10 protein-coding genes and 1 pseudogene are annotated in these 17,123 nt (G+C 52.3%); 5 read left to right on the top strand and 6 right to left on the bottom strand.

Annotated elements, in window-relative coordinates; all coding sequences use genetic code 11:
* Positions 1 to 10 precede the first annotated feature (10 nt).
* Complete coding sequence (gene epmB, locus Q334_RS0103205) at positions 11 to 1,063, top strand: EF-P beta-lysylation protein EpmB (protein WP_027311941.1); 1,053 nt, start codon at positions 11 to 13, stop codon at positions 1,061 to 1,063.
* 64 nt (positions 1,064 to 1,127) lie between these two features.
* Here the strand turns inward: epmB and nhaA are convergent, their stop codons facing one another.
* A complete protein-coding gene (gene nhaA, locus Q334_RS17870) occupies positions 1,128 to 2,339 on the bottom strand; it encodes a Na+/H+ antiporter NhaA (protein WP_051527483.1) in 1,212 nt (403 codons plus the stop codon).
* 158 nt (positions 2,340 to 2,497) lie between these two features.
* Here nhaA and Q334_RS0103195 point away from each other — a divergent pair, with 158 nt between their 5' ends.
* The gene (locus Q334_RS0103195) at positions 2,498 to 4,516 is read left to right on the top strand and encodes an EAL domain-containing protein (RefSeq protein WP_027311940.1); all 2,019 of its coding nucleotides are present in this window, start codon (positions 2,498 to 2,500) and stop codon (positions 4,514 to 4,516) included.
* Between the two features lie 86 nt (positions 4,517 to 4,602).
* Here the strand turns inward: Q334_RS0103195 and serB are convergent, their stop codons facing one another.
* Entirely contained in the window at positions 4,603 to 5,751 is a 1,149-nt protein-coding gene (serB, locus tag Q334_RS17865; RefSeq protein WP_051527482.1) for a phosphoserine phosphatase SerB, read from the bottom strand.
* Between the two features lie 154 nt (positions 5,752 to 5,905).
* On the opposite strand from serB, the gene Q334_RS0103185 reads away from it, so the two are divergent.
* Complete coding sequence (locus Q334_RS0103185; protein WP_027311939.1) at positions 5,906 to 7,732, top strand: HAMP domain-containing protein; 1,827 nt, start codon at positions 5,906 to 5,908, stop codon at positions 7,730 to 7,732.
* Between the two features lie 84 nt (positions 7,733 to 7,816).
* Here Q334_RS0103185 and parC read toward each other — a convergent pair whose 3' ends face one another.
* Positions 7,817 to 10,069: a DNA topoisomerase IV subunit A gene (gene parC / locus Q334_RS0103180; protein WP_027311938.1), complete on the bottom strand. Its 2,253-nt coding sequence runs from the start codon at positions 10,067 to 10,069 to the stop codon at positions 7,817 to 7,819.
* A 247-nt stretch (positions 10,070 to 10,316) separates the two neighbouring features.
* Here parC and Q334_RS0103175 point away from each other — a divergent pair, with 247 nt between their 5' ends.
* Both Q334_RS0103175 and Q334_RS20245 read left to right on the top strand, forming a co-directional pair.
* Complete coding sequence (locus tag Q334_RS0103175) at positions 10,317 to 10,742, top strand: TniQ family protein (protein ID WP_281172991.1); 426 nt, start codon at positions 10,317 to 10,319, stop codon at positions 10,740 to 10,742.
* Between the two features lie 94 nt (positions 10,743 to 10,836).
* Positions 10,837 to 10,950, top strand: a pseudogene (locus tag Q334_RS20245) (IS3 family transposase); the annotation flags it as partial.
* A gap of 87 nt (positions 10,951 to 11,037) precedes the next feature.
* Here the strand turns inward: Q334_RS20245 and Q334_RS0103170 are convergent.
* From Q334_RS0103170 to Q334_RS0103160, 3 genes are all read right to left on the bottom strand, one after another.
* On the bottom strand, positions 11,038 to 14,091 hold the full coding sequence (locus Q334_RS0103170) for a type I restriction endonuclease subunit R (RefSeq protein ID WP_027311936.1): 3,054 nt from the start codon (positions 14,089 to 14,091) through the stop codon (positions 11,038 to 11,040).
* Positions 14,092 to 14,471: 380 nt separating this feature from the next.
* Complete coding sequence (locus Q334_RS0103165; RefSeq protein ID WP_027311935.1) at positions 14,472 to 15,941, bottom strand: ATP-binding protein; 1,470 nt, start codon at positions 15,939 to 15,941, stop codon at positions 14,472 to 14,474.
* Between the two features lie 9 nt (positions 15,942 to 15,950).
* Positions 15,951 to 17,123, bottom strand: coding sequence for a DUF4268 domain-containing protein (locus Q334_RS0103160; RefSeq protein WP_027311934.1), 1,173 nt, complete (start codon positions 17,121 to 17,123; stop codon positions 15,951 to 15,953).

Below are 17,123 nucleotides of genomic sequence, written 5' to 3'. Positions count from 1 at the left end.
ATAGCCGCTAATGATAACCCAATCTTTGTCTAACGGGCAGCCATTACCCCTGATTGATCAGCCATCTAGCCGCTGGCAAGAGGAAATGCGCACCGTCATCCGTCAACCGGCGGAGCTACTACAACTGCTCCAACTTGACCCTGGCTTGCTGCCAGCTGCCGAACAAGCCGCACGCTTGTTCCCATTGCGGGTACCACGCCCTTATTTGCAGAGGATGCAACCGGGCAATCCCCAGGACCCCTTGTTACTGCAGGTGCTACCCCTTGGTCTGGAATTACAAAGTGTACCCGGCTTTGCCAGTGACCCGCTGGAAGAAGCCAATAGCAACCCCCTGCCTGGCTTGATCCATAAATATGCCAGTCGGGTTTTATTGATTGCCAATGGTGCCTGTGCGATCAATTGTCGCTATTGCTTCCGCCGTCACTTCCCCTATGAGGACAACAACCCCAGCCGGGCGGAGTGGCAACCTATTCTGGATTACATTCAAGCGCATCCCGAAGTCAATGAAGTTATCCTGAGTGGCGGTGATCCACTGGCCAATAGTGATAGCCGCTTAGCTGCCTTGATCACCGCACTGGAGGCACTGCCCCAACTCAGTCGACTGCGCATTCATAGCCGCCTGCCAGTTGTCATTCCCAGTCGAGTCACCCCCGAACTAGTCCAAATCCTTGGTCAGAGCCGCCTCAAAGTGGTATTGGTCAGCCATATTAACCACCCCCAAGAGATAGATGCTGAGGTCTGCACTCAACTGAGCAAGCTGCGCCAAGCAGGGGTACACCTGCTTAATCAAGCGGTATTGCTCAAAGGCATCAATGACCAGCTCTCGACTCAAGTTGCCCTGGCCGAAGCTCTCTTTGCAGCTGATATTCTGCCTTACTATCTGTTTGTGCTGGATAACGTTGCGGGTGCAGCACACTTCGCCATCAGCGATAGCCAGGCTGAGCAGCTGCATTTACAGCTCCAACAAAAATTGCCTGGCTTCTTGGTAGCCAAGCTTGCTCGCGAAGTACCAGGGCGCCCCCATAAAACCCTGCTACCCAGCAGCCCCTGGCTCAGCCCCTAAGTATTAAGCACCTAATACGACAACGCCCCTCAAAAGGGGCGTTGGGTTAACCATCACAACTGACTCAGTGGCCCTTGCCGGCACCGCTATCATCTGGATTAGGTTTGCCTGCCAGATATAGCCACACCACCCCAATCACCGCAGCAAAGAAGGAGCCGATTAGGATGCCAATACGATCCTGCATGGCGTAATCCGCTGCATTCTGATCAAAGGATAGCGAGCCGATAAACAAACTCATGGTGAAGCCAATACCACAAAGTACCGACACCCCAAACAGCTGCGACCAATTGGCACCACTGGGCAATTTGGCAAAACCAGACTTAATCAACAACCAACTGGCACCAAAAACACCCAAGGGTTTACCGACTAACAGACCCAGAGCAATCCCCATTGGAATACCGGTAAACATCAGATCCAAACCACCACTAATCGGCACCCCGGCATTGGCAAAGGCAAAAACCGGCACAATCATAAAGGCTACCCAGGGGTGTAACTTATGCTCCAGATGTTTCAGCGGTGAATAGTAAGCAGGTTTCTCGACTTTCAGCGGAATAGTAAAGGCCACCGCCACCCCCGCTAGCGTTGCATGCACCCCAGATTTCAGCACGAATACCCAGGCACATACCCCCAACAGGATATAGATGGTGATATTCGAGACATGTAGACGGTTCAAAATCACCATAATCAGTAACGCCGCAGAAGCTAACCCCATCGACAGGACTGACAACTCATGGGAATAGAACACGGCAATAATGATAATCGCCGCCAAGTCATCCAGGATCGCCAGGGTTAACAGGAACAGCTTCAACGAAGAAGGTACCCGCGAACCTAGCAACGCCAAAATACCCAGAGCAAAGGCAATATCGGTGGCAGTCGGAATTGCCCAACCACGCATCGCCGTAGCATCGCCTTGGTTCAGCATCATATACACTAATGCGGGCACCACTACCCCACCCAAGGCCGCCACTCCTGGCAATACCACTTGGCTAAGTTCAGATAACTGGCCCTCAAGCACTTCCCGTTTGACTTCCAGGCCAATCAGCAGAAAGAAGATGGCCATCAAGCCATCGTTAATCCACAGCAGTAATGGTTTGGCGACTTCAATCGCGCCAATGCGAATCTCCACTGGAATTTCCAGCAAAGCGTTATAGATGAAATCAAAGGGCGAATTCACCAAGACCATCGCCAAAATGGCGGCGATAACCAGCAAAATCCCCCCGGCAGATTCCAGGTGCAGAAACTCTTTTAGCAGCTTACGTGACACCCCTAGCGCCATAGTGTGCTCCCTGTCATCTCATTTTATGGTTTTCGGACAAAGCCAACATTAGTGCCCTATCCCCAGGCTTATGTACAGTTTCGTTTTTTTTCAAGCTGTTCGCCTCTAATAAGCATGCTAGTATTCAGACAGATTTGCCTACTTCCTGCAGGATGCTTATGAGTCTTCATCGTGACTGTTTACATATAGTGGTAAAGATGCCACTTCCCGATGAATTTCTACCCGTACTGGCTGAAATTCGCCGTCTGGCCGAACGCATCGGCCTGCAGTTACGGGAAGAAAACCTCAGCGACAATCCAGGCTGTGGCCCCTATGATATTGTCCTACTCGCTACCGAGCGCCTGGATTACGACCTGGAAGAGTGGTTACGGCGGCAAAGGCGCAACCTGCGTGATCAACCTCTCGTCACCCTTAGCCGTGATCGTGCCCCTGGGGTACTAACCGATGCCAGTTTAGTTTTTGACAACCTGCAGAATCCTCAGGGAGTCGAGTTCAGCTTGCTCGCCGACCTGATGCAGAGCTGGCGCCAGCATATGCGCCTGCGTCGTCATCTGCACTCAATGGAATCCCAGTTACAATCTTTACTCGATATTCAAACTGAACCCGTTGCTCTGATCCGCTATCCTCACCACACCCATGCCAACCTTGCTTATCGGCGCTTGTGGCAGTTACCGGAAGAGCTACCTCTGGAAGATCTGGATCTTGCTGAAGTGTTCTCCCCCTCAGCGATGACAGCTCTGCACCAACGCCTCCCCACCTGGGCCAAAGGCGAGCATCTGGATATCATCCTGGGCGGCGATAGCCACCTGCAAAACCTGCAAATTCGTATGCAGTGCCTGGCTCCTGCGCCAGAGAACATCTTCCAGGTACGTTTAATTAACAATCAGCCCCAGCACCTGAATGACAATCCGGAACTGCTATTGCAGGCTGCATCCCATGATCGCCGCGCGTTAATTGAACATATGCAGCACATCCAACATCGGGGCGAGCATCAAGCCAGCGATCGTCAGTGGGTGTTGATGGCAACCAGAATGGAACGCTGGGACTTAGTCGATGAGCATGGTGAGCCCACTCCCCAAGCCAATGAACTGATTGCCCAGTTGGAGCAACACTTCAGTGACCAAGACTTACCCTATGCCTTCGCCTGCATTGATATTCACCACCTGGGGATCGTCGCCCCCCTCAAAACCGATGCACATGTATTGGCCAGCGCTGGTAAGTTACAGAACCTGATTACTCCCCACCTGCCTGAAATCGCCTACTCACTGAGCAACGGCTTCTGTGCCGGTTTAGTGCAAATTCATGGCGCCTTGCCTGATGCAGAAACCTTGGTTCATCAAGCACTGCATGCTTGTGCCCAGGCACAGCGGCAAGGGCAATCCCTGTTGGTGTATTCACCGCAGCGAGCCGGTGCCACCAGCGGCCAACCTGCCGCAGCCAGTGTGCGCCAACAACTGCGCAAGGCGATGGATCACAACCAGTTCACCCTGTTCTACCAGCCTATCCTCAACCTCTTCAGCCCTGGTGAGCCCAGCTATGAAGTACTGTTGCGGATGAGTGATGATCAAGGCCAGTGGATTACCCCTGTTGAACTCTTCAACCAGAGCGAACAAACCGGGCAAGCACTACTAATTGACCAGTGGGTCATCCAACATCTAGCCAATACCTTGCGCAAGACCGAACAGCGTACCCGGGTATTCCTCAACCTCAGCGCTCAGGCAATTCATGATCCGGCCTTCTTTGTCTGGCTGGAGGAAGCGCTGGGAGAGGTACATCGTCATCATGAACTCGTCATGCAGATCAGTGAAGTGGATGCCTGGATGGCGGGCCGCCAGGCACAAAGCTTCCAACAACAGGTACAGCATCTGGGTTTAAAAACCTGCTTAAAACACCTGGGCATGACCACCCATGCGCAACAACTGGCGGAACACTTTGACTGCGAATACTACAAGCTACATGGCCCCTTGATTCGCAACATTCATCAGCCAGATACCCAGGCTCGTCTCTATCGCTTGATCGCCCCCCTGGCGCCCAAACAAAAAGCGATTGTTGGGCCCATGGTGGAGAATGCCTCCTGCCTGAGTTTACTCTGGCAGGCAGGTATCAAATATATCCAAGGCCACTATCTGCAGCCTCCGCATCAGCATATGGACTATAACTTTAGCGCCGAGGAGTAATCCAAAACGCTGTCATAGCCCCAACAATGGACAAATAAAAAGGAGTGGTCGCCCACTCCTTTTTATTGTCTATGCGGCTGCCATGTTTAAGCAGCAGGTGTCCCTGTGGCCAGACCAGCCTCCAGGCTCTCCTCATAACCTAGCAAATAAAGAATCGCATCCAACCCCAGGGTGCTGATCGATTGACGGGCGCTGGCGCGCACCAAGGGTTTCGCACGGAAGGCCACACCGATACCGGCTTTGGCCAACATCTGCAAATCATTGGCGCCATCCCCCACCGCGACTGTTTGCTCTAAGCAGAGCCCTTCCTGCGCAGCCAACTGCTGTAGCAGCTCGGCCTTACGGGTGGCATCGACAATCGGCTCCACCGCACGTCCCGTCAGCTTACCCTGCTCCAGTTCAAGCAGATTTGCATAAACAAAATCAATGCCTAACCGCTGCTGTAAATACTGAGCAAAGTAAGTAAAGCCTCCGGACAAAATAGCGACCTTAAACCCCATACGCTTGAGCGTACTGATCAGCTTTTCCGCCCCATCCATTAACTGCAACCGTGCCGCCACCCCTTGCAGAACAGACTCATCCAAACCATTAAGCAGCGCCATCCGCCGGCGAAAGCTTTCTTTAAAGTCGATATGTCCCTGCATCGCCTCCTCGGTGATCGCGGCGACCTGTTCACCAATACCCGCCTCTTTCGCCAACTCATCAATCACTTCAGCTTTAATCAGGGTTGAGTCCATATCAAAACAAATCAAACGACGCAGACCATAAAAAGCCGATGCCTGTTGCAACACCAACTCCAGCCCTGTTCGTGTGGCGAAGGCTAGTGCTTGCTCACGTAAGCTGTCCTCATTGCCCTCACCGGCCAACAACCACTCCACGCAGGCTAAACCTTCACGAGGCTGCAGGCTCAGGCTCTTTTGCTGCAGCTGTTGTGGCTGCCAGCCATGCTGGCGAATCAGCAATGCCACTTCCGCTAAATGAGCAGGCGTCAGCGCCTGGCCAATCAAGGTCAAACGCGCGCGAAAAGGTTGCTGCTGGCGAGCATCACTAATCTGCCACTGCCAACCTTCTTCTAACACCGCCGCTTCCAACGCGCGCTCCGCCGCCACTGGCAATTGGAAACGCAGTAATTGACGGTCTCCCTGCCAACTCTGCTCAACCTGTCCCCACTCGGCCTGATCAGACAAATGACGTGTTAACCAGCCCAGCATATCAGCCTCTAACGGGCCGCTCATTCGTACCTCTAACATTCGCCGCCTACCCTCGCTTAAGCATGCAAAGGCGCCATCATACCACTTCCACCCTGGAACACCGATGAAAGCAGCTGCAATCCCGCCTAAGCTCGTTATAATCAGGCACTCTTATTCAGGAAGCCGTGATTGTTTCACCATGCTGGAGCGTACGCCCCCTCGCAGCCTTACCCCCCTCGGTATGCACCTACGTTTGGTGCTGGTCTGGCTTGCTTCATTAATCGTAACGGCCTTAGCGGCTGCCTGGTTGCTGGACCGCCAACTCAATGAATTGGCCGAACAACACAACGCCAGCTTGAAGGGCGTCCTGATTCAGCAAACCCAGCTGGCAGCGATTCCATTGTTGATTGGCGATGACCGCATTGGCCTCAATGTGCTGATCAACGACTTACATCAACACCCCTTAGTGGATGCAGCGGCCCTTTATCGAGACGATCAGCTACTCGCCCGTGCCGGCAGCCAAACCCAAGGATTTGATCAAGAACTGAAAATCAAGGTTAACCAACAAACCGTCGGTTCTCTGCGGGTGCGCTGGCAGCAGCCAGATTGGCCTCTCAGTTTGAGCAATCTGCTCAATTACCATGGCTATGAATACAGCCTGCTTCTGGCTTTAAGCTTGATCCCGATGATTTGGCTAGCCCGTTATATGCAGCGCCCCCTGAGTGACCTGACTGAAGCCTCACGCCAACTCCGCTATGGCGAGCGCTTTTATCCGCTTGATGAGCACCGCAAAGACGAGTGGGGCTATATCAACTTTTGCTTTAACCGCCTGCATGCAGAGTCCCTCAATGAGGTACCGGTATTAGTTGAGCAGGTTACCCTGCCGCAACAGGAACTGGATTTACGGCCGCTGGAAAACAGCCAGTCGCAAAACAACCAGGACCCCTTAGCCGAACTGACCCTTAAACCACGCGCACTTAATCCAAGCCGTAAAGAGCCCTTGCCTTTTACGCCCTTAGAAGCCGCAATCGAAAACGCTAAGGCTCAGCCCCCCGCCAGTACGGCAGCCACACCGACCAGTAACAAAGATGAACTGGATTTCGGCGCACCGCTCTTTGCTGCCAGCCCAGCCACGGTATCGCCCCAACCGGCAGAGCCTCAGCCCATAGCAAAACAGCCTCAGCCCGTAGCGGTACAGCCACTCGCCGCCCAACGAGCCGAACCGCAACTGGGCTCCCTTACTTTCGATCTACCCTCCGACAGCAAGGCCCAGCCCGATCTTGGCGCGCCACTCTTTACCGAACCTCAGCCTGCGGCCAAGCAGGTGCAGCTCAGTACTCAGCATGAGCCCCCGCGCCAGGCACCGGACTTTGCCAGCGAACTCGTCCAGGCATTAGCCACTCCGGCCAGCAAACCGGCGAGCCCTGAGCCCAGCTCCATCAGCCAGAGTGATGACCGGGTGTTTGTGCTCTTTATTACCCACCAGCAATCCACTGGCTATGCCTCTACCGCTGAGCGGGAAGAAGCACTGGCCCGTTACCACGACTTCATTAATCAGGCCTGCCGCCTCTATGGTGGTATTCTCGAGTTTGATGTCGACGATAACCTATTGGTGGTATTCGATAGCCCAGAGCAAGATGGCAGCCATGGCCTCAACTCCCTCTGTGCCGCAACCCTGTTCCTGGGCCTCTACAAAGGCTATAACCAGACCCGCATCAAGCAATTGAAGCCTATTCTCAATCTGCAACTGGCCCTGCACACCGGCCCCCTGAAACAGCTGCATCAGGTGTCCAACTATTGCAGTGAGCTGGCGAGTAAAGTCAGTTCGAATCAGCTGATCATTTCCCGCGCCGTCTATGACACCGACCTCTTGCGGGAAAAACTCTTGGATGACCGCTACATTCGCCCGGCGGGGGAAGGTATCTACCTGGTCGAGCGCCTGCAAGATAAACCACAGCGATTACTGGAGCGCCAGGTGGTGCACTTTAGCAGTAAGCACTTACAGCAGGAAAAAGCCCAGAGTTAACCCCTCACAACAGCAAGGGCGCCCAAAGGCGCCCTTGCTTATTCCAGCCACTGCTGGGGATGCCAGCACATCCCCTGATCGGCCTCAGCTCTCGCCGCGCATGGACTCCACCCGTTGAAATCCCCGCGGTAAACGACTACCACGACGACCACGTTCGCCTTTATAGAGTGCCAGATCATCCGGTTTGAGGCGTAGTTCACGCTTGCCACATTGCAGTACCAGGGCCTGTTCCGCTCCTAGCATCGCCATTGCCACCACCAGCTCCTCCCGATTAGCAGCGCGGGCACTGGGGATATTAAGCATCTTATTGCCTTTCCCCTTGGCCAGCTCGGGCAGGTCCGCCAAGGGAAACACCAATAAACGCCCTTCATTGGACACTACCGCCACCGAGTATTCCTGCGCCTCTGCAGGCACCAAAACCGGGGTCAGCATCTGGCTGTTTTCCGGCAGAGTGAGCACCGCCTTACCGGCGCGATTCTTACCGGCCAGATCTGCCACCTTGGTGACAAATCCATAACCCGCGTCACTGGCCAGCAACACCCGCTGAGCCTCATCGGCGATCAGTGCGGCTACAATCTGCGCCCCTGCAGTTAAGTTAATACGCCCAGTTAGCGGCTCCCCCTGCCCTCGGGCGGAGGGCAGACTATGGGTCGCCAGGGTGTAACTGCGGCCACTGTCATCAAACAACAGGGTTGGCTGATTAGAGCGCCCAGGTACCGCCAACAAGAACTCATCGCCACTCTTGTAGCTTAAACCGGCGGCATCAACATCATGGCCTTTGGCCGACCGTATCCAGCCCTGCTTGGACAGCACCACCGTCACCGGCTCGTTGCTGAGCAAGTCCAGCTCACTAAAGGCTTTAGCTTCGCTGCGCGCCGCCAACGGCGAACGTCGCTCATCGCCATATTTGTCCGCATCCGCCTGCAGTTCGTCAATCATCAGATCCCGTAGCGCGTCAGGGTCCGCCAGCAGGTGCTGCAAACGATCACGTTCCGCCTTGAGTTCATCCTGTTCGGTACGAATTTGCATCTCTTCCAACTTGGCCAGATGACGCAAACGCAAATCGAGAATGGCTTCAGCCTGACGTTCACTCAGGTTAAAGCGCTCCATTAACACCGGCTTGGGCTTATCCTCATGGCGGATAATGGCAATCACCTCATCAATATTGAGGTAAGCGATTAATAAACCCTCCAGGATTTCCAACCGATCCTGCACTTTATCCAGACGATATTGCAGGCGGCGACGCACCGTTTGCTGGCGGAACACCAACCACTCCTGCAGCATCTGCAACAGGCCTTTAACCTGTGGACGACCATCCAAACCAATCACATTCAGGTTGACCCTGTAACTCTTTTCCAGATCCGTGGTGGCGAACAGGTGATTCATCACCGATTCCACCTCCACCCGGTTCGAACGTGGCACCACCACCAAGCGGGTGGGATTTTCGTGGTCCGACTCATCACGCAAATCCACCACCATTGGCAGTTTCTTTGCCTGCATCTGGGCGGCAATCTGCTCCAGCACCTTGGCCCCTGACACCTGATGCGGCAGGGCATAGATAATGATGTCACCATCCTCCAGGCGCCAGCGAGCGCGCATCCGCACACTGCCACGGCCCTGGCGGTACATTTCTTCCAGCTCGGCACGCGGGGTAATCACCTCCGCCTCCGTGGGGTAATCAGGCCCCTGGATGTGCTGTAACACCTGCTCCAACCCCGCCTGGGGATGGCGCAGCAAATCGATACAGGCGGCTGCCACCTCACGCAGATTATGCGGCGGAATATCCGTCGCCATGCCCACCGCAATCCCTGTGGTGCCATTAAGCAGCAAGTTAGGCAGACGGGCCGGCAGCACTAAGGGTTCATCCATGGTGCCATCAAAGTTGGCTCCCCAATCGACGGTACCCTGACCCAGCTCACCCAGCAGTAACTCGGCATAGGGGGTCAAACGGGACTCGGTATAACGCATGGCGGCGAAGGATTTGGGGTCATCCGCCGAGCCCCAGTTACCCTGACCGTCCACCAGCGGGTAGCGATAGGAGAAAGGCTGCGCCATCAGCACCATGGCTTCATAACAGGCACTGTCACCATGGGGGTGATATTTACCCAGCACATCCCCCACGGTACGGGCAGACTTCTTATATTTGGCGCTGGCTTTCAGCCCCAGTTCGGACATGGCATAGATGATGCGGCGCTGTACCGGCTTCATGCCATCCCCGAGATGGGGCAGCGCCCGATCGAGAATGACGTACATGGAGTAATCCAGGTAGGCCTTTTCGGTATAGTCTTTCAGCGCCAGGCGCTCGAAGCCGTTGTCCAGGCTTAATGTGTCTGTCATCTTGCTCTTACACTGTAAATCCTCGCATAAGCTTGAACAAAACATCTCTACAGCCCGCATTTTTCGGCTCGATTAGAGATAAGTTTGATCAAAACTTTCGAGAAAAGATTGAACAAATTTCTACTATCCCCAAAAACCGTCTAATGCCCACGCACCACGTGGCTTCGACATAAGTTTGAACAAGTTTCTTACCAACCCCAGCTCACTATCTCTTCACGACCATACGCTGAAATCCTATGTTCAAAACATGAGCAGACTACTAATTCGATCCCATCGGCAACCCGATGAGTGCATGGTCAGTTATCTCATCCGGGTCAGCGGGCAAAATGGCTTTCACCATATCGGCTATTTGCTCCAGCATGCCGGTCTGCCGTGGAAAAACCTCCGGATACCAGCCCACCAGATAATCATTGGAGAGTATGACATAGCACCTTACTCTTCCCTGCTGGGGCTCGATTATACCTATCCGAGAACAGCTGACACCTTCAAATCGTCCCAAGTGCCCCACTTTACCCCCAAGATCTTCGTCAAAACTCCGAAAATCTGCCCTGAATACCTCGAAGCGATGGGGTATTCTTCCGACCTATGGAGCCACATCGCCTATACAGCCTGTATCAAGCACAAGCTGTTACTCGTCGATACAAGCCCCAAGACAGGGAAGAGGCTGAGCTAATACCGCCACTCTCTCAATGAATTCGGTGAAAGCGACCCATTCCCACCGGCTAATTCGATACCTATGGCCTCGCCTGCAACCTTAGCCTTCACTACGAGAAGAAGCGAAGCAGGCGATCTTCAAGTACATCGAAGTGTTTTATAACCGGGTGCGGCTGCACTCTAGCAACGACCACATAAGTCCGATGGACTATGAATCAGAGCTATGAACAGCCACTTGAGAATGTGTCCGGCAAACTGTTGCCAGATCAATAGCTTTGAGGGGGGGTGTTGCACTTCGGTGTTGAATTCGCGGATTACTCACCAATCATCCGCTGCATACTCTGCATCCACGCCGCCTTAAAAGCGGCGTCCCCCGCAAACAATTTGTACAGTTCCAACTCGTCTTTCCGCCTACGCAACATCACTTCCTTAAGCATTTTTTCGAATGCCAGCTCTCGGTTATGTGGATCAGGATTATTCTGATATTTAGCCTCAAAATCCGGGTGCTGTTTGATGCTCTCGGCAATATTGATGAACTTAACTTTTTGCTCTTCAGGCGTTGCGCTCCAACCCTGGAACCAGCGTTCATTGAACGTCCGGATAATGTCGTCCAAAGGGTCTGTTTGCTTGTCCCCGCCATGGGCACCACGAGGATTTGGATTCTGAGGGTCGAGCTCAGTATCTGCCTCATCCAGTTTGATAGTGTGATTCAGCTTGACCCTTTGCAGGCCATAGGAACTCAAATCAACAGAATCCAATAGTTCGTCGATAGTATCCGCATCCGGGTCTGCCACCTTCAGCTTTGGTATCAGGAACTTCAGGAACCAGAACAGCTTTTCCCATGCAACAATTTCATAGGGCATAATGGATGCCATTTGCCCGTAGATTTTTACGTACTGCTTGGCCTTGATTTTGAAATCGATTTTTTCGTCGTCTTCCAACTCCAGCTCATGTTCGAAGCGGGCAGCAGCCACATCAATTATCGGGCTTAACGTTTGCGCATCTTCGTTGTTGAAGTAGCGTTTTACGAAGTCTTCTACCTCGTGCCATTCATACACACCCACTTCACCCAGCGCGTCCTTCAACTCATGCAGCACGTTAATATCGGTCGCTTGCGAAAGTGAGGTGGCGGTATAAAAGGGATCAAAAGCGGCTTTGATATCTTCAACCGAATTAAAAAAATCCAGAATAAACAGGTCTTCGGTTTTCTTGCCCCACTTGGGCGCGGCACGATTCAGGCGCGAAAGGGTCTGTACACACAAAACGCCCGATAGTTTTTTGTCCACATACATGGCGCAGAGCTTGGGCTGGTCAAACCCGGTGAGGTACTTATTGGCCACCACGAGCAAGCGGTATTCATCGGTATCGAACTTGTCCTTGGTATCAGATTCCGAAAACCCATTGATCTCCGCTTCCGTATATTCAATACCATCCACTTCTTTCGTTCCAGAAAAGGCTACCAAGGCTTTGAAGGGATTACCTTTGGCTTCCAGCAAGCGCGTAATAGCCTTGTGGTAACGAATGGCTGTCTCAATATTCTGCGTCACCACCATGCCTTTGGCTTTGCCCTTGAGCTTCTTGGCATTGACCACCTGGGGGATGAAGTGCTCCAGCATGATTTCCGCTTTGGTATCGATGGTCTGCTGACTGCGCTCTACATAGGCTCGGAGCTTCTTCTGCGCCTTTTTGGTGTCGAATTCCGGGTTTTCCGCGATGGACTTTTCAATCTCGTAATAACTTTTATAGGTGGTGTAATTGGCGAGCACATCCAGAATGAAACCTTCCTCGATGGCCTGCTTCATGGAGTACAAGTGGAAGGGTGTGAATGTACCGTCTTTCTGCTTTTCACCAAACTTTTCCAGGGTGGTGTTCTTGGGCGTAGCGGTGAAAGCCAGGTAGGACGCATTGCCCTGCATCTTGCGGGATTTCATGGCTTTGAGGATCTTGTCCTGATCGTCCTCATCGTCATCCTGCCCCATCACTCGATTCATATTGTCGTGGGCAGTACCTGATTGTGAGCTGTGGGCTTCGTCAATGATCACTGCAAAGCGCTTATCGCTAAGGTCTTCAATCCCATCCACAATAAACGGGAACTTCTGAATGGTAGTGATAATGATCTTTTTGCCGTTCTCCAGTGCGCTCTTCAGCTCAGAAGACTTGTGGGCCGGGGCAACGATGTTTTTAACCTCGGAGAATTCTTTGATGTTATCCCGCAGCTGCTTGTCCAGCAGTCGTCGATCTGTCACCACGATAACCGAGTCAAACAGAGGCTGCTCAATGCTCCTCCCATTCGCAACTTGCAGTGACGCCGGGTAGGTTTCGATGAGCTGGTAGGCCGCCCATGTAATGGAGTTGGACTTACCCGACCCTGCCGAGTGCTGAATTAAATAGGTATGGCCAACACCCTGGTTAGACGCATGATCAACCAGCTTACGCACCACATCCAACTGATGGTAACGGGGGAAGAACAGCGTGCGCTTGGGCAGCGGATCTTTACTGCTGCCATCCAGCCTTACAAAGTGCTGGATGATGTTGGCAATGCTTTCCTTGGTAAACACCTTCTCCCATAGATACGCCGTCTTATGGCCATGTGGGTTGGGCGGGTTGCCTTTACCGTGGTTGTGGCCCTTGTTAAAGGGCAAAAAGTAAGTCGCAAGACCTGCCAGCTTAGTGGTCATGTACACCTCATCGGTGTCCACAGCCATATGCACCAGACAGCGCCCGAAGTTCAGTAACGGCTGGTTTACGTCGCGGTCTTCCCGATACTGCTTCTGTCCGTGGTAGCGGGCGGTTTGGCCGGTCCAGGCGTTTTTCAGCTCCATGGTCACCAGTGGGATGCCGTTCAGGAACAGCACCATGTCGATTTCCTGGAGCGGGTTGGCTAGGGAGTATCGTACCTGCCGGGTACAGCTGAAAATATTGGCCGCAAAGTTCTGCTTAACCTTTTCGCTACTGCTGGCCAGGGGAGCCGGATACATCAGATGGAAGTGGGCGTCATCTACCGGAAGCCCCTTCTTGAGCAGGTGGAGAATGCCGTGCTTCTTCATCAGCCGGTCATAACGCTCCAGCAGCTTCCGCTGCCAGTCCGAAGGATTGTGCTTTTGCAGCTTGGTCAGCTCAGGCTTCTGGGTATGCTCCAGAAAGCGCCAGAACAGCTTTTCATCAAGGGCGTACTGGGCATTAAAATCGGTGGGCAGGCCCAGCTTGAAGCGCTGATTGCCGACCAGGTAGTCAGCAGGCGTCTCCTTGACCTGAGCATCGGCCCCATCGGCAACGCCACCCGCTGCCTTGACGGCTTCTGAGGTGGTACCGGTTAAAGCCTGCTCAATCGCAGCCTCCAGCGCCTGTTCGTTGGTGTTGCTAACCATCTTACGTCCTATTTAATTTATAAATCGCCTTAGTCGATCAAGCATCAGTCACACAACAGATATCATATAAACTGTTGTTTTATATGTACTTTATGACATCCGACTGCCTTTCTATCAAACAACAGTCATACAAATTCCGTTCAAAACACAACCGTTGACCCAAGCTATCACTGCATTCAAAATAACTGCGCTCACCTACCAATGCGTAGAAAGAGGTAGCCGCATCGCCCGGCTGACAATAGGCGACCATTCCCCTCCTGAAACCCCGCCTAGCCACGCAACGATCAAGCAACAAAAAATCTATTTTTCTATTAAAAACAACAACCTAAACTCACCATACCTACAAAACGGCCACCTGAGTCAAGCAACGGTCAAGCAAATCATGCCCAAGCCGGGATATAGCGCATCGCCTTAGTGCCAGCATCGGGGTCGTAGGCCCTTATCAAGCCTGCCGCAACGGTATCCTTTAGCACTCGGCTCACCTGCGCCTGGTTCTTTTGCTCAATCCCAAACCGCTCACGCAATGAGCTGTTGTTAGTTGGCTCCCGGTTCACATAACGCAAACAGCAGTGCAGATAACAGGCCCGTATACGATCTTCCTTATCCATATCGGCAAAGGGTTTATGGCCAAATAAAACCGAGCGGGTGTGATTGTCAGTCACCTCAAAGATCGGCGCGGGTAACTGATAGACCTCTGTCTGGAACACCACCTTATCAACCCCTGAACCACGCTCTTCACAGATATTGATGCGTCGCATGAATGAAGCCAGCGCTTCGTTTCTGCTCTGTGGTGGTGAATCCAAAAACCGATCGGTCGCAACCAAAGGAACACCAGGATTAGTAATCTCCATTCTGGCATCAAAGACTTCAATCATTGGGCCTGTACCGGTGGCTGAAAAATCCTGATGAATAATGGCATTCGCTACCAACTCACGAATAGCCAGCTCTGGATACATAGGCACTTCTTTGCGAAACGCTTTGCCAATTTCCTCATTGGAGGGCAATAAGGTCTTTAGATAGTCGATAAGCCCTTCAAAGCCGACGGCATAACCTTTGTTACCTTCGATTTCCCGAACGGTTTCGATGCGGCTGTTGCCACGATATAAAATGAGCCTTACGGCCTTGCGCCCTAAGTGCTGAAAGTTTTGCAGCTTTTTCGCAAACAGGATGGCACCCAAATTCGTGATACCCCATTGACCACCGGGCATTTCCTGAATCATTTGATCAGCCTTTAAAGCATTTAGAATTCCAGCGCGATTTTCCGGCAAGGGCAAACTGGTTAATTCAAAATAAGCCGGATAATCCAGTAACTTCAAAACCTCATCAGCATTGACATTAGCGGCTGCTATTTGTCGCTCAAATGGCGTTTTGTCGAACACGCGCCAAAGGGCGCGCTCTTTTTCTGGAAATTCCTTTAACTTCTTTTTATAGTAGCCGACACGGATGAACTCAACACCATCAAATTGCACCGGGTTGTGTGCAGCGGCCTGTATTTCTAGAATAACGACCGGCAAATCATTCGCACTAAAAAACTCAAAAAAGCGAAAGTGAATTTTTGGCGATATTTTCTGTAACAACCAACTTTCCAATTCCTGTTGCTTGTGGCGAACCGCCGAAGGCTTGAACGTGGTGCCAATCACCTCATGGGTATTATTCTCAACGCCCCAAACCACATAGCCAGATTGCTTACCCAGCAAAGCGGCGGAATTAGCCAGCGCCGAAATATATTCACCGATCAGTGGTGCATCATCATTGTTATGCTTGAACTCCACCCACTCGCTTTCCTGTGGCAGTGAACACAGTTCTTTTAACAAAGATTGCAGATATTCCAAGGGGCGATATAAAGTCATCAACGTAACCTACTCAAAATTCTGTTGCTTAAGCGCCTCGGCGGCTTTTTGCAGTGGCTTCTTCAAAGCCTGTTCCAGCCTGCACATATGCTCCAGGTGCCAGGCAACCGATTCTTTCCAGGTGTCTTTATTAAAACCATCTGCCGCACAGGAATATTGAATACGGCAGGATTTCTTCTCGTCCAGGCGCATCCATTCAAGCGCATCACCAAAACTTGTTTCGATGTCGTCTTTAAGGCCCAGCAAAAAATCAAAGAGGAATTTATTTTCCTCTGTTGCACTACGACTAATCCAAAGCTCTACGCGCAACTCAGTTTTATTAAAAATCAAATTGTAGGGGCAGCCACTTAAGCCCGAACCCGCCGAAAGCCAGTGGTCTTTGCTGGGGCTGATATTGTCATAAAGATTGCATTGGCTTTTTTGAAAGGCTTCCAAGGCCTTTTCCCAGTATTCACGGCGCACGGTGTGGCGGTTCTTCACTACCACTTCGGTGGTTTTTTCTTCCGCCTCTTTGGCATTGATACCAATCATCAACTCTTTGGCTTCCGGCGTGGGGATGATCTGATCGATGTTAATCAGCAGCTGCTCACCCAGGGCATAGGGTGTGACTTTAAAGCATTGAATGCTGATACCCTGGCCTAATAGCCACAGGGCCGTACTGGTGACTTCTTTACGGAAATTGGCTGCCACTAACATAATGCGCTGGCTGTTGCCGAGGTTAAGTTTGACTTCATCCAGATCGGGTGCATCGAGAAATTCGCAAATACGGGTCGCGGCATCGATTGGTTGGCCCGCCTGAGCGAGTGGCTCGCCCGCTTCAATCGTTGGCAAATAGCGATGCAGGTATTGCTGATAAATCTCGACAATCTGGCCTTTGGTCAAACTGGCGCAGTAAGAGGCATACTTCAGCGCCTGCCACACCACATCGCGGCCACTGTCATCCAGTTTGTTTTCGATAATCACTAAATTGCCGTCTTTATCCAGTGCCAACAAATCGAGGCGTTCGCGGGTATCGTCGAAGCCATCAAACTCCTTTTGAATAATCAGCAGCTCTTCGCCCAGCGCATCGGGCTGATGGGCCAACCACTCCTGTAGGTGCTTGCGCTCGGTAAAACCCAATTCGCTGAAAGTCTTGATTTTTACCGGGCTGATGCGATTGGTTTGATGATTGACGGTAAACAT

The sequence above is a fragment of the Balneatrix alpica DSM 16621 genome, from assembly GCF_000619885.1.
Taxonomy (GTDB): domain Bacteria; phylum Pseudomonadota; class Gammaproteobacteria; order Pseudomonadales; family Balneatricaceae; genus Balneatrix; species Balneatrix alpica.
This window is presented reverse-complemented; position numbering and strand designations above follow the sequence as displayed.

Bases quoted from the DNA above. Each gene is read 5' to 3' on its own strand.
- epmB (WP_027311941.1), top strand. From the start codon at position 11: ATGATAACCCAATCTTTGTCTAACGGGCAGCCATTACCCCTGATTGAT.
- nhaA (WP_051527483.1), bottom strand. From the start codon at position 2,339: ATGGCGCTAGGGGTGTCACGTAAGCTGCTAAAAGAGTTTCTGCACCTG.
- Q334_RS0103195 (WP_027311940.1), top strand. From the start codon at position 2,498: ATGAGTCTTCATCGTGACTGTTTACATATAGTGGTAAAGATGCCACTT.
- serB (WP_051527482.1), bottom strand. From the start codon at position 5,751: ATGAGCGGCCCGTTAGAGGCTGATATGCTGGGCTGGTTAACACGTCAT.
- Q334_RS0103185 (WP_027311939.1), top strand. From the start codon at position 5,906: ATGCTGGAGCGTACGCCCCCTCGCAGCCTTACCCCCCTCGGTATGCAC.
- parC (WP_027311938.1), bottom strand. From the start codon at position 10,069: ATGACAGACACATTAAGCCTGGACAACGGCTTCGAGCGCCTGGCGCTG.
- Q334_RS0103175 (WP_281172991.1), top strand. From the start codon at position 10,317: ATGAGCAGACTACTAATTCGATCCCATCGGCAACCCGATGAGTGCATG.
- Q334_RS0103170 (WP_027311936.1), bottom strand. From the start codon at position 14,091: ATGGTTAGCAACACCAACGAACAGGCGCTGGAGGCTGCGATTGAGCAG.
- Q334_RS0103165 (WP_027311935.1), bottom strand. From the start codon at position 15,941: ATGACTTTATATCGCCCCTTGGAATATCTGCAATCTTTGTTAAAAGAA.
- Q334_RS0103160 (WP_027311934.1), bottom strand. From the start codon at position 17,123: ATGTTTACCGTCAATCATCAAACCAATCGCATCAGCCCGGTAAAAATC.